Origin of the sequence: Pseudomonas sp. TMW22091, from assembly GCF_022496705.1 — a bacterium.
Lineage (GTDB): Bacteria > Pseudomonadota > Gammaproteobacteria > Pseudomonadales > Pseudomonadaceae > Aquipseudomonas > Aquipseudomonas saxonica.
Map to the genome: position 1 here is coordinate 16,720 of NZ_SCFI01000011.1, position 15,209 is coordinate 31,928.

Genomic DNA, 15,209 nt, shown 5'->3' on the forward strand with positions numbered 1-15,209 from the left:
GATAATTGGAAAATTTAACGGCTCATGACTGGAGGCCTGATGAATTGGCCCATTGCTCCATATGGGTTTGCTGTGAGGGGGGACTTTGCGACTTGAATGACGAGCGCCTGGGCATAAAAAAACCGCGAGCTATGTCGCGGTTTTTTTAGGGTGCGCTTTTTTAGACTGGAATCAGCTCCGTTTGCTCGACCGCCAATGGCGCGGGAGATTTGACCTCATCGTGGCGGCGAATATATTTCCAGTCATCCTCATCAATGTAGATCCCGTTGGGGCCACTGCCGCCTTCTAGGTCGATCGCGACATGGGCGCAAACCTGTGGCTTTACACTGGCCAGAATAGGCACAAAGCCCAACTGCAAACTGGTTTCGAGCAAGGCGGTCTGGTTTTTTTCGTCAATGTCGGCAGCTTCGTCCAGGTAGTAGGGTAAGCGGATACGGCCTGCCTGTTCGCGATCCATCAAGTGCAGCAACAAATACATGTTGGTCAGCGCTTTAATGGTCATGGTCGTGCCGTTGGACGCTGCGCCATCGATATCGGTATGGATCACGGGCTGGCCGTTGACCTTGGTGATCTCGAACGCCAGCTCAAACAAGTCCTTAAGGCCCAACTGGTTGTGATTGGCGGCCACCAGACGTGCGAGATACTCCTTGGCTTCTTCGTTTTTGTTGTCCTGCTCTGCGCTCTGGCTGAGGTCGAACACCGAGAGTGTTTCTCCTTCTTCGTACTGGCCGGCACTGTGGATAATTTGATCGATGTGCTTGAGCGCCTCTTTGTTGGGCGCCAGTACGATGCGGAAACTTTGCAAGTTGGACACTTGCCGCTTGTTGATTTCGCGGTTGAACAACGCCAACTGGTGCTCAAGGCTGTCGTAGTCACTGCGAATGTTGCGCAGGGTACGAGCGATATCCGTGACGGCCGCGCGTCGGGCTTTGCCCAATGTCAGTGCTTCTTCGGTGCGGTGGGCATACGCGTTGATCAGCAGTTGCAGACGGCGCTCCATGTCGTCTTCACTGTCGAACTTGGCCACACCCTTTAAGCGCACCTGCGCATACAAGGCCTCAATCTGGCCGTCGCTGCGCAGCAAGCCTTGCCAGCTGTCCTGATAGTCATTGAGCAGCGCCAGCAGGTTGTCCATGGAGTCGTCGACCGGATCCATGAATGGCGTGCCAAACGGCAGATCGGCGGGCAGCAGTTGGCGACGGCGCAAGCTGTCATCCAGCGTGCGTTGCTTGGCTTCCATGTCGCCGATCTGGCGGCCGACCAATTGCAATTTGGCCGACAATTGCTGAACGCGCTCGGTGAAGGCATCGCTGGAGCGTTTCAATTCATCTTGCGCCGCTTCGGCCTGAGCCAGTTGCTCGAGTTTTTCGCCTTCTTCAGCGCTTAGCGTCTGACTGCGGCGGAAGTCTTCCAGTGCTTTTTGTGCATCGAGCACCTGCTGATACAGCGACTCGGCTTCACTTTTACTGGCCGCACGATCAGACGTCACCGCCTGCTGGGTTTTAAGTTGTTTGAGTTCTTTGTCCAGACGCTCTTTCTGTTCGCGCAACGCGGCGCGGTCAGCGAGGGCTTGCAGCGCAGGTGGTTCGATGTGGCTGAGATCGATAGACAACCCCGGCGCTTCGAAGCGCTCGCCCTTAAAACCGTCGAGGATGCTTTCCAGCGACTTTACCCACGTGTCGCTGTCGTCCAGGGCAATTCCGTGCTCACCCAACGGCAAGCTGAACAGGGCGCTGTTGAACAGGCGCATCAGGCGCTCAACATCCTGCTGCGAAAATTCCTCGCGCAAACGGGCGTAGCTGTTGTTGTCGGCATGATCAAGTTGCTGCTTCACCGACTTCAGGCGTTTCTCCAGATCACGCACCCGCTCGTCGAGGTCTTCGGCGCTGAACTGGCGCGACTGCGCCAGCGCTCCAGCCAGTTCGTCGTGGGCGTCTTTGGCTGCGAGCAATTGCTGCTCCAGTACTTTTACATCGTCGACCAGCGCGAAACGGTGCTTAAGCACCGACAACTCGCCCAGCCAGCGCTGGATGCCCGCGATTTCCCGCTCAAGGCGCATCAGCTCCTGAGTACTGCTGCGCTGATCGTTTTGCAGGGCATCTTGCTCATTGCGGTAATGCTCGGATTGAATCAGCAGCTCTTCCTTGCGCGCGCCGGCGTAATCCTGCCAAGTGCCCAGTAACGAATCCAGCAATGGAGACAGGCGATGCAGCTTGCCGCGCAGCACATCACGCTGGCGCACGCCGGCGGCCAAGGCTTCAACCAAGGGGCCGGCGCCCACCAGCGCGTTGTAGTCTTGCTCCATGCGTCGTACATCGCGGAAGGCTTCTTCGCACGCGGCGATGTAGTCCACACTGCCGGAGCGCAAGCTGTGTTCAAACGCATCCAGGAACAATTGCTTAAGCTTGGCCGCGGTGATTTCGCGCATGTGCAGCAGGTTGATAAACAACGCGCGGAACGTCTTCAAGCTTTGCTCGCTGGTGGAGCGCAGAGGAATCAGGGTCAGGTCGAGCGGGATCGAGGTGTGCCCGCCGACCAGCAAGCGCCGCAGCTCGTCGGGTTTCAGCTCGTAAGCTTTCAGGCCGTTACGCTCAAGGTTGGTGAACAGCTCTTTCTGGCGCAGGCACGTGTCATCTTTCTGGTAATGGGCTAAATCAAGTTTGCCTGCGTAGGCGAAAAACTGGTGCCCAAAGCCACCGCCGGGGCCACGCCCGACCACGCCGATCACATGTGGACCGTGGGGCAGGGATACCTCGACGAGGATGTAACTGGTGTCGGAGGCGAAGTAAAAGCGCCGTGACTGTTCCAGGGTGTATTTACCGAAGCTCATGTCTGACATGCGCGCCAGAATCGGGAACTGCAGGGCGTTAATGGAGGCTGATTTACCCAGGTTATTGGCGCCGTATACCGACAACGGGTGTTCCAGCGGGAATAGACCCAAGCTGTAACCGGCGGTGTTCAATAAGGCAAAGCGGCGAATGCCGTAGCGTTCCTGACTCATGCGTCCATCTCCTCTTGCTCGGCTGCGATGGCGCGGGCCAATGCGGCTTCTTCGTCTTCATCGGCGGCGTCATCATCGATCAACACCGGCGTCGGTAGCGGCAAAATGCTGTGCAGGCTGGCGGCCAGATCACGGTCTTGCTGCACCGACAGGCACACATCGAGAAAGCGGTGCATCGGCGGCAGAAAGCGGTAGATGCCGTTTTCTTCGTTTGCGAAGCCGAGTTGGGTCATGCGGCGCATGATCTTTTCTTCCAGCTCGTCCTGAGTGGTGACTTCAGCCTGCACGAACAGGTCCCGGTATTTTTCCAGCAGCGCGGGCAGTTCGTCACGGCCCAGGCTCCCGCCATCGAGCACGGCAATCGGGTCGCGGCCCTGATCGGCCAGATGCTCGACGATGATGAAGGTGAACAGCGCCAGACGTTGCGCGGTCTTGTTGACCTGCGCGGTGGCGGTGTCAGGCACGAAGTAATAGAAGCCGCGGGTATCACAGACCAACTCAAAACCCAGTGCCTTGAACAAGGCTCGGTATTGATCCTGGAAATTCGACAATTGTGCGTACAGCTCCGGGTCGCGACGGCTGACGTGGTAACCCTTGAACAACTCACGAAAAATCGGCGCCAGATGGGACAGTTCAGAAAGATCAAGATGCATGGACAGGGCTCGCAGAAGGTTCGGTCGCGTCTTCGCTGCGTGAAAGCAGGGCGAAGGAGCGCAGGCTGACCCGATGTTCGTGGGTGTGATAGTCGCGACGCTCAAGGCGTTCGCGCACGAAGCGTTTTTCTCGCGACAGGCGCGAGAACCAATAGAGCAATTCGTCGGTATCGCCGTCGGGTTCCTGAGTCAGCAACCAGCCCATCAAGTCCGGCATGGGCAGGGCATCGCTGCAACGATCGAGCATTTCCTTGACCGTGCGCGGGGCCTTGGGCGCTTCGCCTTTCTGCGTTTTGTGGGCCTTGGGAAAGCGTGCCGGCTTGGGCTCGAAGCGCGCCAGCGCGTACACATAGGCTTCGACCTGGCTGGCGCTGCCCAAAAAAGTGCTTTGCGGGCGCGTAAACATCGGCATGGCGGCTTGGGGCACGGCGTCCAGGCCTTTGCGCCGAATCGCCGCCAGCGCCAGTGCTGCGCCGCGTGTGACGGCGTTGTGTCGGCGCGCTTCTTCGCGCAACGGCAGCAGCAGTTCTCGGGCATGGCGCAAGGTCAATTGGGCGCTGGTTTGCATTTCGAGAATGCGTGCGTGGGTGCGCAACAGCATGTCATCGTCCACCAGATGGCCCAGACGTTGCTGCTCGCTGAGCATGCGCAACAGCACGTTTTCAACCTTGCGCACGCCTTGTTCGAAGGCGCCGTCGGCATTGACCAACTGGATCATCGGTTCGACGTATTCGTCCCACGTGGCCAACACTTCGGCATAGCGCTGGCGCAAAGGGATCTGCCGGTCGCTGGTTTTGGCCCGTTCAGCCACGGCGACCAGTGCTTGCTCATCGTTAGCGAGTTTCTTTAAAACATCGCGTACGCGCATATCCAACAAACGCAGCTGGCGCGCCAGGTCGTTGCCGTCACGGATATCGAACGCGTCCTGGATATAACCGGCCAAGCGCTCCAGATGGCGCAGGTAGGCTTCAATTTCAAGGCACAGACCCAGACGGTGTTCACGGCGCAGATAGGCCAGAAAGTCATGAATTTGCGCATTCAGCTCGAAGCGGTTCGGGCTTTTCGCGACCGGCACCAGAATGTCCAGGCGGATCCAGCTGTCGAGTACATGGGTGATGTCTTGCGGTGTGCTGTCCAGCTGATGTGCCGCCAGTTGCAGGCGCAGCTCGCTGAGGCTCAGCGTGCCTTGGTCGAAGTGTTCGCACAGAGGCTCAAGAAGGGCCCAGTGTTCGGCAAGGGCACGTAAAACGCGCTTGGGTTCGATCATGGGAAGGCCGGTCGATTGGCAATGAAAGGCAGCGATTGTACTGCAACGCAGGGTTGAGTCATCCCTTGGTGATCAGAGGCGTGAGCAGTCAATTAGCCGTTTGGCCATCAACTGCGGGCGAGAAGGGCAGAAGGGCGGTAGAATCGCGGCTCTTTACTTATCCACAGATGGCCGACCCTTGTTGAACGAGTCCCGCCGCCGCGCCTACTTGACTGCCATGCAAGTGGTCAGTTGGTTACCGCGCACTGAATTGCCGTTCGCCGCGCCGTCGCGGCCTGAACTGCTGGTGCTCCCTGAAGAGCCTGCCGCGCCAGTGGTTGCTGAGCCTGTGGTCAGGCCAGTGATTGCGCAGGCCAAACCCGCCGAGCGCCCTAAAATTGAAGTGCCCAGGCCATCGGTTATGCCACGCACGGCGAGCAAGCCTGTGATTGAGGGTGAGTCGACGCCTGCGGTGGCCAAGGTGGTGCAAGTGCCGGCGCCACGTTTTGCCTTGCAACTTCTGCGTGCCGGACGCTGCTTTATCCTGGTGGAGTTACCCACAGGGAGCGCCTTCCAGAGCCGCGACCCGGCCTACTTGTTATTGAAAGACATGTTGCGTGCTGCGGGCTTGCCCGACAGCCCGCAGATCATTGGCGAGCCGATACGCTGGCCATTACTGCGACGTGGCAACGTTGATCAGGGGCCGGACGCGGCACGCGAGTTTGTGCAGGGCTTTTTAATGGCGCGTCTGGAAGAAGCTGAGTGCGCCTGTGTCTGGCTGATCGGCTTGCCTGCCGTGCGCTTTGCTGGCCAAGAGAATGCTGAAGCGTTCAATCGCGAGCTTGAAATCGAAGGGCTGGGTTGCGCATGGGCGCTGCCGGGTCTGGAATTGTTAATGGAGGAGCCACACCGCAAAGCCGATGTGTGGCAAGCCATGCGCCGGCTGATGGCGCGCTGGAAACCAAGCAATGAGTGATGCTGTAACTTTTCGTCCGATGACTGAAGCGGATCTCGATGCCGTTTTGAAAATTGAATACGCGGCTTTCAGTCATCCCTGGACACGCGGGATTTTTCTAGACGGCCTGGGCAAGTATCAGATCTGGTTGATGTTTGAGGGTGAACAGCAAGTGGGTCATGGGGTGGTGCAAATCATTCTGGATGAAGCTCACTTGCTGAACATCACGGTCAAGCCGGAAAGTCAGGGCCGTGGCCTGGGGCTGAAGTTACTTGAGCACTTGATGTCGATTGCTTACAAACGTGAGGCCCGAGAGTGCTTCCTCGAACTGCGCGACAGCAATACCGCCGCGTTCAAGTTGTATGAGCGTTATGGTTTCAATGAAATCGGCCGTCGCCGCGATTACTACCCGGCGGTGGGTGGGCGTGAAGACGCGGTGGTGATGGCGTGTACGTTGGTGGATTGATATTCGCCGCTGCCCTCACCCCAGCCCTCTCCCTGAGGGAGAGGGGGCTTGATTGATGGCGTAAGGAAAATCTGCTTTTGCTTCTAGCGCTTGCGCCCCACTGGATCAATTTCCGCCAATTCCGCTTCATCCAGCCCTTTACCAGCGCCTATGTCATCTTCATCCACCACGCTCAGCTCCCAGTCGGCGGCTTCATCGTCGCCTTCAGCCGCCTCTTTGGCATCACGGGCGCCGTCTTCGCGGATTAACATTTCCGGCTCAAGGTCATCGTCGTTGAGGTCGTCACCCGGCAAAGCAGCACCGCTCAGGCCTGCCCTGCGCGAGGGCTGGCCGGCCATATGACGATTGCGCTCTTCATCGGTGAACAAGTCGCTGATGGGCTCGTGGGTCTCTTCATCATCAAAGTCGAGTGGCTCTACCGAGCCCATTTCATCTTCAATATCATCAATGGGTGCTGGTTGCGGTGCTCCGAACGGGCGACGTGAAACAGTCATGTCAAATGCTCCTGAAGTGAAATCTCAATAGGATGGACTATAGCTACGCTTCAAAATTCCACCCGGCGGATTACCCGATTAACCCTGTGCCTGCGTGACCCCAATCGCCGGTAAGCTGTCCAAACTGCGCATCAACTCTTGAGACCTGACCCGATGAATGAACTACAAGATCTGATCGATAACAACGAGCGCTGGGCCGATGCAATCAAGCAGGAAGATCCCGACTTCTTCGCCAAACTGGCACGCCAGCAAACCCCGGAGTATCTCTGGATTGGTTGCTCGGATGCCCGTGTACCCGCCAATGAGATCGTGGGCATGTTGCCCGGCGACCTGTTTGTGCACCGCAATGTAGCGAACGTGGTGCTGCACACCGACCTCAACTGCCTGTCTGTGATCCAGTACGCAGTAGATGTTTTGAAGGTTAAACATATTCTGGTCACCGGCCACTACGGCTGCGGTGGGGTGCGGGCATCGATGACAGACCAGCAGATGGGCCTGATTGACGGCTGGCTGCGCTCAATTCGCGATCTGTATTACGAAAACCGCGAGGTGCTGGCGCTGTTACCGACAGAAGAAGAGCGTGTCGATCGCTTGTGTGAACTCAATGTGATCCAGCAAGTGGCTAATGTCGGTCATACCAACATTGTGCAAAACGCCTGGCATCGAGGGCAGAGCCTGTCGGTACATGGCTGTATATACGGCATCAAGGACGGTCGCTGGAAAAGCCTGAATACGACCATCAGTGGTTTGGATCAGTTGCCCCCGCAGTACCGTTTGCGTCCGGCAGGGGCTGTTTAGCAGCTCACCCTCACCCAGAGGGAGAGGGGGCAAATTACGGTGTAGCGCAGATCTGCATTGGCTTTTAGTCCTCTCTCCCTCCGGGAGAGGGCTAGGGTGAGGGGCTTTTACGGCATCACCGGCGGCACATAAGCCAGTGTCGTGCCCAGCGCCCACAGCAAAAACAGCACCAGCGGCGTGTGCACCAGCAACTGCACAAACGAAAAGCCGATCAAATCTCGGGCCTTCAGCCCCAGCACGCCCAGCAGCGGCAGCATGTAAAAAGGGTTGATCAGATTCGGCAACGCCTCGGCGGCGTTGTAAATCTGCACAGCCCAGCCCAAGTGGTATTTCAGATCATTGGCCACTTGCATGACGTACGGGGCTTCAATAATCCATTTGCCGCCACCCGACGGGATGAAAAACCCCAGAATCGCCGAATACACACCCATCAACAGCGCGTAGGTATCGTGGGATGCAATCTGCACAAAGAATGTCGAGATGTGATGCGCCAGGGTTTGCCCTTCCGAGCCTTTGACCACGGTCATCAACGCTGCAATTGAACCGTAGAGCGGGAACTGGATCATCACTCCGGTGGTGGTCGGAACGGCGCTGGCGACGGCATTCAGAAAACTGCGCGGGCGCCAGTGAAGCAGTGCGCCCAGCATCAAAAATAAAAAGTTGTAGGTGTTGAGCCCCGAAATGGCGCTGATGGCCGGTTTGGTCGAAAACTCATGAAACAACCAACCAGCGGCCAGCAGCACCAGCAAAATTGTCAGCAAGGGGCTGTATTCCAACCACTCCCCTGGGCGCGTGCGGGGCGGCAGTTTTGGCAGGCTGAAACTGGGGTCAATGCCGCAAGCCGCTGCATCACGGGCTGATTCCGGGCCAGGCGCCGTTGCATAGGCGACGATCAGTGAAACCACTACCAAGGCCGCCAGTAATACGCCGGACTGCCAGAGAAAGATGGTTTCAGTGAATGGGATCACGCCGGTAATCGCCAGAATCGACGGCGGCAGGCTGGCCGGGTTAGCTTGCAATTGCGCCGCAGAAGACGATAAGCCCAAGGCCCAAACCGCTCCCAGCCCTAAATAAGCCGCTGCTCCGGCGGCGCGATAGTCCATGCGCAGATTCGTGCGCCGGGCCAGCGCCCGCACCAGCAAACCGCCAAACACCAGCGAAAGCCCCCAGTTGAGTAATGAGGCGACCATTGAAATCAGTGCTACCCAACACACTGCCTGTCGCCCGTTTTTCGGCACGCGCGCCAGCCTGTCGATCAGTTTGACAGCGGGTGGCGAACTGGCGACTACATAGCCGCCGATGACCACAAAGGCCATTTGCATGGTGAAGGGGATCAGGCTCCAGAAGCCGTCGCCGAACGCCATGGCGGCATCGGTCGGTTTAGCGCCCATTGCCAGCGTAGCCAGCGCAACCATGATCACGGCGACTGCAGCGAAAACCCATGAGTCGGGAAACCAGCGCTCGGCCCAGTTCGAGCAGCGCAGTGCAAATCGGGCAGAACGGCTGTCTGCTATTTCAGCGGCCATGACGAAACCTCTTTTTATGATTATGGGTGGGCCAGTGTCAGCGAATGCACAGGCTGGCGATCACGTTAAATCAATTCGCAGAGATTTCCGATGGGTAGACCGTTTGAACCCATCTGAGGCAGCTAAAGTCATTGCCTATAAGCGACACGCCTGTCGCTTTGTGACGACCTGACAACAAGGAGTTCATCATGAAAGAACATACCTGTGATTGCCCTGACTGTAACTGCAGCGTGGGCACCAACGGCGTGGAGCGCGAAGGCAAACATTATTGCTGTGAGGCCTGCGCCGATCATCACTCCAAGGGGCAGGGCTGTGCGATGTCGAGCAGTTGCAAATGCGGTGATAAAAAACACTGACCTCAATGCACATTCGCGCAGTCATTGACTGCGCGATGTACCTCGCTGGCCTTCATTTTCCGGCGGCGCGCCAAGTGACGTTGGCAATCGCCTTTTTTTCCAGCTCGGCCGGGTTGATCAGTTTCGCCGGATCACGATCTGTGCGGCCGATGCGTATCACGCCGGCGTCGCACCCGGCCCAGTACCAGGCAGTGGCAGTATCCAGGCGGGGCAGGCGAATGATGAATGACTTGGGTTGGCCATGCAGTGTGTAGTCAATAACGAAAAGTTTTGCCGTGTTCATGATTCAGACCTGTCTCCTGTGAGCCCCTGTTATGTCCATGATGTTCAGTCGTTAGCTCTAAAATTTGGCAAAGAGTTGCTGCAAAATCAATGACTATTTCATTGATTTTAGTGTGGTTATTCAGGATGTATTCAGATGAGTGTTTTTTAGGGCGTAATGTCGGTTATTTGCCTTCAGAATCTATCCATTTGGCCGATGTGAACTGAGGCTTATTTTTTTATCGGCAGTGGAATCCTATGTTCAACACACGCTTGAAGCGGGAGCTGTTCGCTCTTCGCGAAGAATTATCCAGCCTGCAACAAGTTAAAGTGAGTCTGGACAACGAAATGCTGATGCTCTCCCTGAGCGCTGATGGGCGTATCGAAACGGCCAATTCGAATTTTTGTCAGGTGATGCAGTACACGGAAGTTTCCCTTCAGGGGCGCCATCTTGCTGAGCTGGTACCGGCGTATTTGCACAGTAATGAGCATTACCAACGCCTGCAAAGCGCTATGGCCCGTAAGGAACACTTTTGTGGCACGGTACGTTTGCTGCGCGGCAATGGTCAGGAAGCCTGGCTGCGCTCGATCATGCAGCCGATTCTTGATTCCAGCGGGCGGGTGCAGAGGATTTCAATCATTTCCAGTGATTTGACCCGTACGATTGAAACGTCTCGCGATCACGAAAACCTGATGAGTGCATTGCTGCGGTCCACGGCTGTGATCGAATTCAATCTCAAAGGTGAAGTGCTAACTGCCAATGAGCGTTTTCTCAACGGCATGGGCTATACGCTGGCGCAGGTACAGGGCAAACATCACCGTATGTTTTGCACCCAGCAAGAACAGCACAGTGCTGAATATCAGGCGTTTTGGCAGCGCTTGAATGCGGGCGAGTTTGTGGCTGCGCGTTTTCAGCGAGTGGACAGTCATGGCCGGGATGTATGGCTGGAAGCGAGCTATAACCCAGTGCGGGACGCTAATGGTGCCTTGTACAAAGTAGTCAAATTCGCCACGGTAATTACCGATCAGATCCGGCGCGAGCAAGCCGTTTCAGACGCAGCTGGTATCGCCTACACCACCTCCTTGCAAACTGACACCACCGCCCAGCGCGGCACTAAAGTCGTGACTCAGGCGGTGGATGTAATGCGCGATCTGGCCCGCCACATGCAGCAGGCGGGTGACGGTATAGAGGCCTTGAGCGATCAGTCGCAGGTGATTGGCAGTATCGTCAAAACCATCAGCTCGATTGCTGAGCAAACCAATTTGCTGGCGCTCAATGCGGCCATTGAAGCGGCCCGTGCCGGAGAGCAAGGCCGTGGCTTTGCCGTGGTTGCAGACGAAGTGCGGCAGTTGGCTTCGCGTACGAGCAAGGCCACTGAGGAAATCATCAGCGTGGTTCGTCAAAATCAGGACATGGCCCGTGATGCAGTTGTCTTGATGAGTGATGGCAAGTTGCAGGCCGAACAAGGGCTGGCGCTGGCAGCTGAAGCGGGCACCGTGATCGTCGAGATTCAAGGCGGGGCGCAAAAAGTAGTGGATGCCGTGGGGCAGTTTGCCAATCAGCTGTCGTCTTAAGGACGGCGGTGCCGGGTAGGGATTAAGAAAAATCCTCAGTCAGTGACTGAAAAAGTACGGGTAGGAGTAAACTCTGCGCTTTCCAAAGGAGTTTCTATGAGTCCCTACCAGTCGAGCATTCTTGCCCAACCGATACCTTCGCAAGCGCGTTACATGTTTTTCTCCCTCAAGTCAGTAGAGGCATTGCCGGCTGCACTCGATACCTTGTCGCAGTGGGTGGATGGCAAAAGCGTTGTGGCGGGTCTGGGCGCGCCGCTGGTAATGGCATTGGGGGCAAAGGTTCAAGGTTTGCGGGTATTCCCGGCGCTCAACGCGATGGTGGAGAATCCGTCTACTCAACACGCTTTGTGGCTGTGGTTGCTGGGCGATGATCGCGGTGAGCTGTTGTTGCGCAGTCAGACCATTGAGAAGGCACTGGCGCCCGCTTTCAATGTGCTGCATGTGACTGAAGGCTTCCGCTACGGCAGCGATCGCGACCTGACTGGCTATGAAGACGGCACTGAGAACCCGGTCGATCAGGCGGCTATCGACGCCGCCATCGTGGCTAACGCCGGACCGGGACTGGACGGTGGCAGCTTTGTGGCTATTCAGCAGTGGCAGCATGACTTGAATGGTTTTGCCGCACTGCCGTCCGAGGAGCAGGACAACATCATGGGCCGTCGCATGAGCGACAACGAAGAACTGGACGATGCGCCTGAATCGGCACACGTTAAGCGCACAGCCCAAGAAAGTTTCTCGCCTGAGGCTTTTATCGTGCGCCGCTCCATGCCGTGGACTGAAAACGGTAAGTCGGGGCTGATGTTCGTTGCCTTCGGCCGCACCCTGAATGCGTTTGAAGTGCAACTGCGCCGTATGAGCGGCATGGAAGACGGCATTATTGATGGCTTGTATCGCTACAGCCGTCCGCTCAATGGTGGCTACTACTGGTGCCCGCCACTTAAAGACGGTCGTCTGGATTTCAGCGCGGTTCAGCAAGGCTGATGCTTCGCCGGTGAAATGAATGCATACACGGGAGTCGGGCGCAATGCCCACTCCCGTTGCACTGACACGTAGTGTTTCAGGAATTGTCTTATTAAATTTTCGTCGCCCAGGCCTCAGGCTTGAGCAATGAAATCCACACCCAATGCTGCTCGAAAAATTCTCCACCTATTTGCTGTTGGCCTGATTGTCGCGGCCTTGGCGGGTTCGTTCGTTTATTTGCGCGCGGTCTTCAATGAAGAAGTGTCGCTTCGTCGCAGCTACATGAATGAGGCGGTATTTCACGCGCAGGATTTTTTCGTCAGTCGCCAGACCTTGCTGACCAGTCTGGTACTGGCCAGCGTACCCACTCCCCCTGGGGCGCAAGCCTTTGTCAGTGTGAACCCTGAAGAGGAGATGAACATCAGCTTGGGCAGCGATGAGGGCCATTGGAGCCTCTGGTTGACCGGGCGGATGATGGATTATTTTCGCCGTCACAAAATTAATCTGCTGTACGTGCCGCAGATCGACGCGCCCAAGGTGGTAAGGCTGTTTGATACCTCGTCGCACTTGCCGCAACTGCCGACAGTTGTGCTACAGCGCTTGGCCGATCTGGGCAAGCCGTCACACAGTTCCGTTGATGAACTGTGGCTTACCGATGATCAAGTGCTGGACTCACCGTTCTACCTGTTCAAACGCCTGGATAAGCGCAGGCCGGATTCTGGCTGGCTCGGCATTGAGGTTGAAGTGCCGGCGCTGGTTGAGGCGCTGGGCAGTGAGAGTGCCGGTGATTTCTTGTTGCTGGACGATCAAGGTCGCATCCTCTTCAGTAACGCGGTGCAATCCTCGCTGGTCAGCTCGTTGCACACCTTTAATGCGCAACAATCCTTCGGGTTTATCGGCGGCGGCTGGTTTCCTGACCGGTTGGCGATCAGAAAACAGTTGGGGTTTTCCGGCTGGCAGATTGTCTACGCCGTTGATATTGACAGCCTGCTGCCTGTTTTGGCCTGGCCGCTGGTGGGCTGCATCTCGCTGTTGCTGGTGGTTTGCATCGGCCTGCGCTGGTTGATCATGCGTATCGAACGGCGCCTTATCACCCCGGGTGAAAATCGCATACAGGCGCTCATTGAAAGCGAGGCCTTCAGCAGCGCGGTGTTGCAAGTGGCGCCCGTAGCACTCTGTGTGATTCGCCGCACCGACGGCACGGTGGTGTTGGAAAACTCGCTGTCGCAGCAATGGTTGGGCAGCAGTGGTGAGCGCGGCACCTTATGTCATGGCTGGATTCGTCAGGCTTTTGATGAACTCGACGCTCCTAACAGCGATGAAGTTGAAATGGAGGATGGCCGCCTTCTTTATCTGGCTTTCGCCCCCACACGCTACAAGCGTGAAGACGTACTGATTTGTGCTTTTAGCGACATCAGTGAGCGCAAACAAATTGAAGTCACTTTGGAACGCGCCAGGCAACTGGCTGATCGCGCCAATGAAGCCAAAACCCTCTTTTTGGCGACCATGAGCCATGAAATCAGAACACCACTGTATGGCGTGCTGGGTACGCTTGAGCTGCTGGCGCGTACCGAGTTGAACGAGCAGCAGAATAACTACTTAAAGGCCATCGAGCGTTCTTCGGGAAACCTGCTGCAACTGATTTGCGATGTGCTGGATGTGTCGCGGATTGAAGCGGGGCAGCTGCAGCTTGAACTCAATACCTTCAGCCCTATGGAACTCATCGAAGAAGTGATCCAGGGCTATTGCGCCGCAGCCCACGCCAAAGGCTTGCAGCTGTTTGCCCTGATTGATGCATCCGTGCCGGAGTGGTTGCTGGGTGATGTCACGCGTATTCGTCAGATCCTCAACAACCTGATCAATAACGCAGTGAAATTTACCGACAACGGAAAAATTGTCCTGCGCCTGAAAATGGACAGCCGTGATGATGAGTGCGTCATGTTGCACTGGCAGGTCTCAGACACCGGTAAGGGGATCGCGGATGAAGATCAGGTCCATCTGTTCGAGCCTTTCTATCAAGTGGAATCCGCGAAAAATGTGGTCGCGGGCACGGGGCTTGGCCTGTCCATTTGCAAGCGGCTGATGCACCTGATGAACGGCACCATGCGGCTGGTCAGCGAACCGGGTCTGGGTAGCAGCTTCACTCTGCATTTGCCTTTGGTGCAGGTGCGAGACCCACAGCGCCTGAGTCGCTTTTGTGAGCTGGCACCCTCGGCGGTGTATGTAGTGTCGCCTTTACGCGAGTTGGCCCAGTGTTATTGCGATTGGCTGCGACGCTGGGGCGTGCGTGCCCAACTGGGCGCTCCCAAGGCGGGTGATAAAGGCCACGACGCCGTGTTGCTGGAGTTGCACCCCGGTGCGGCCCGGCAGCGGCTGGAGCCTGAATGGCAGGGGCCTGCCGTTGTCGCAGCCAGTGACCTGTCCACACCACTTGATCCTCAGCAGGCGTGTTGGCAAGCCGACCTTAACAGCCTGCAAGACGTGCATCGGGCGTTGCGCAAGGCGCAGGGCACCCGTGTTGATTCGCCGCTTGATACGGCCACAGAAAAACGTGAGTTCCAGCTCAAGTTGCGGGTGCTGGTGGCGGAAGACAATGTCATCAATCAACTGATTTTGCGTGACCAGCTCAAAGAATTGGGCTGCACGGTGGCACTGGTCAGCAATGGTCAGGAAGCCCTGAGACGCTGGCAAGAGGAGCCGTTCGATCTGGTGCTCACCGACGTCAACATGCCGAAAATGAATGGTTATGAGTTGGCCACCCAGTTACGGGCCCTGAACGTCACGCAGCCGATCATTGGCGCCACCGCCAGTGCGATGCGCGACGAAGAAGAGCGGTGCCTGAGTGCGGGCATGAACCAGTGTCTGATCAAGCCTTTTACGCTGCACACCTTGTACAACTGTCTCCAGCACTTCTAAAG

13 protein-coding genes are annotated in these 15,209 nt (G+C 56.8%); 7 read left to right on the plus strand and 6 right to left on the minus strand.

Features of this window, described 5'->3' with window-relative positions; translation table 11 throughout:
* Positions 1-160 precede the first annotated feature (160 nt).
* Genes mksF through mksB form a run of 3 tightly spaced genes read right to left on the minus strand, consistent with a single transcriptional unit; the run spans position 161 to position 4,921 of the window.
* Positions 161-3,001 (minus strand): Mks condensin complex protein MksF, encoded by a 2,841-nt coding sequence (mksF, locus tag EQV93_RS18225; RefSeq protein WP_240892125.1) that lies wholly within the window; start codon positions 2,999-3,001, stop codon positions 161-163.
* Entirely contained in the window at positions 2,998-3,654 is a 657-nt protein-coding gene (mksE, locus tag EQV93_RS18230; RefSeq protein WP_122786319.1) for an Mks condensin complex protein MksE, read from the minus strand. The genes mksF and mksE overlap by 4 nt, the downstream gene beginning before the upstream one ends.
* Positions 3,644-4,921 carry an Mks condensin complex protein MksB gene (mksB, locus tag EQV93_RS18235; RefSeq protein WP_146385504.1) on the minus strand — a complete coding sequence of 426 codons (1,278 nt, stop codon included), beginning with the start codon at positions 4,919-4,921 and terminating at the stop codon, positions 3,644-3,646. Before mksB ends, mksE begins: the two co-directional genes overlap by 11 nt.
* A 178-nt stretch (positions 4,922-5,099) precedes the next feature.
* Between mksB and EQV93_RS18240 the strand changes: the two genes are divergently transcribed.
* A complete protein-coding gene (locus EQV93_RS18240) occupies positions 5,100-5,876 on the plus strand; it encodes an SPOR domain-containing protein (RefSeq protein WP_240892126.1) in 777 nt (258 codons plus the stop codon).
* Positions 5,869-6,321, plus strand: coding sequence for a ribosomal protein S18-alanine N-acetyltransferase (gene rimI, locus EQV93_RS18245; protein WP_146426806.1), 453 nt, complete (start codon positions 5,869-5,871; stop codon positions 6,319-6,321). Before EQV93_RS18240 ends, rimI begins: the two co-directional genes overlap by 8 nt.
* Positions 6,322-6,404: 83 nt before the next feature.
* Here rimI and EQV93_RS18250 read toward each other — a convergent pair whose 3' ends face one another.
* Positions 6,405-6,815, minus strand: a complete 411-nt coding sequence (locus EQV93_RS18250; protein ID WP_167654265.1) for a serine kinase/phosphatase — start codon at positions 6,813-6,815, stop codon at positions 6,405-6,407.
* 153 nt (positions 6,816-6,968) lie between these two features.
* Here EQV93_RS18250 and can point away from each other — a divergent pair, with 153 nt between their 5' ends.
* A complete protein-coding gene (can, locus tag EQV93_RS18255; protein WP_122786323.1) occupies positions 6,969-7,613 on the plus strand; it encodes a carbonate dehydratase in 645 nt (214 codons plus the stop codon).
* 107 nt (positions 7,614-7,720) lie between these two features.
* Here the strand turns inward: can and EQV93_RS18260 are convergent, their stop codons facing one another.
* Positions 7,721-9,139 carry a short-chain fatty acid transporter gene (locus EQV93_RS18260; protein WP_146385496.1) on the minus strand — a complete coding sequence of 473 codons (1,419 nt, stop codon included), beginning with the start codon at positions 9,137-9,139 and terminating at the stop codon, positions 7,721-7,723.
* A 188-nt stretch (positions 9,140-9,327) separates the two neighbouring features.
* Between EQV93_RS18260 and EQV93_RS18265 the strand changes: the two genes are divergently transcribed.
* A complete protein-coding gene (locus EQV93_RS18265; protein WP_122786325.1) occupies positions 9,328-9,495 on the plus strand; it encodes a metallothionein in 168 nt (55 codons plus the stop codon).
* 52 nt (positions 9,496-9,547) lie between these two features.
* Here EQV93_RS18265 and EQV93_RS18270 read toward each other — a convergent pair whose 3' ends face one another.
* On the minus strand, positions 9,548-9,778 hold the full coding sequence (locus tag EQV93_RS18270) for a DUF6555 family protein (RefSeq protein ID WP_122786326.1): 231 nt from the start codon (positions 9,776-9,778) through the stop codon (positions 9,548-9,550).
* Between the two features lie 236 nt (positions 9,779-10,014).
* Here EQV93_RS18270 and EQV93_RS18275 point away from each other — a divergent pair, with 236 nt between their 5' ends.
* From EQV93_RS18275 to EQV93_RS18285, 3 genes are all read left to right on the plus strand, one after another.
* Positions 10,015-11,331 (plus strand): methyl-accepting chemotaxis protein, encoded by a 1,317-nt coding sequence (locus tag EQV93_RS18275; RefSeq protein WP_240892127.1) that lies wholly within the window; start codon positions 10,015-10,017, stop codon positions 11,329-11,331.
* Between the two features lie 96 nt (positions 11,332-11,427).
* Positions 11,428-12,312, plus strand: a complete 885-nt coding sequence (locus EQV93_RS18280) for a Dyp-type peroxidase (protein WP_122786328.1) — start codon at positions 11,428-11,430, stop codon at positions 12,310-12,312.
* Between the two features lie 126 nt (positions 12,313-12,438).
* Positions 12,439-15,207: an ATP-binding protein gene (locus tag EQV93_RS18285; RefSeq protein WP_240892128.1), complete on the plus strand. Its 2,769-nt coding sequence runs from the start codon at positions 12,439-12,441 to the stop codon at positions 15,205-15,207.
* Positions 15,208-15,209 lie beyond the last annotated feature (2 nt).

Bases quoted from the DNA above. Each gene is read 5' to 3' on its own strand.
- mksF (WP_240892125.1), bottom strand. From the start codon at position 3,001: ATGAGTCAGGAACGCTACGGCATTCGCCGCTTTGCCTTATTGAACACC.
- mksE (WP_122786319.1), bottom strand. From the start codon at position 3,654: ATGCATCTTGATCTTTCTGAACTGTCCCATCTGGCGCCGATTTTTCGT.
- mksB (WP_146385504.1), bottom strand. From the start codon at position 4,921: ATGATCGAACCCAAGCGCGTTTTACGTGCCCTTGCCGAACACTGGGCC.
- rimI (WP_146426806.1), top strand. From the start codon at position 5,869: ATGAGTGATGCTGTAACTTTTCGTCCGATGACTGAAGCGGATCTCGAT.
- EQV93_RS18250 (WP_167654265.1), bottom strand. From the start codon at position 6,815: ATGACTGTTTCACGTCGCCCGTTCGGAGCACCGCAACCAGCACCCATT.
- can (WP_122786323.1), top strand. From the start codon at position 6,969: ATGAATGAACTACAAGATCTGATCGATAACAACGAGCGCTGGGCCGAT.
- EQV93_RS18260 (WP_146385496.1), bottom strand. From the start codon at position 9,139: ATGGCCGCTGAAATAGCAGACAGCCGTTCTGCCCGATTTGCACTGCGC.
- EQV93_RS18265 (WP_122786325.1), top strand. From the start codon at position 9,328: ATGAAAGAACATACCTGTGATTGCCCTGACTGTAACTGCAGCGTGGGC.
- EQV93_RS18270 (WP_122786326.1), bottom strand. From the start codon at position 9,778: ATGAACACGGCAAAACTTTTCGTTATTGACTACACACTGCATGGCCAA.
- EQV93_RS18275 (WP_240892127.1), top strand. From the start codon at position 10,015: ATGTTCAACACACGCTTGAAGCGGGAGCTGTTCGCTCTTCGCGAAGAA.
- EQV93_RS18280 (WP_122786328.1), top strand. From the start codon at position 11,428: ATGAGTCCCTACCAGTCGAGCATTCTTGCCCAACCGATACCTTCGCAA.
- EQV93_RS18285 (WP_240892128.1), top strand. From the start codon at position 12,439: ATGAAATCCACACCCAATGCTGCTCGAAAAATTCTCCACCTATTTGCT.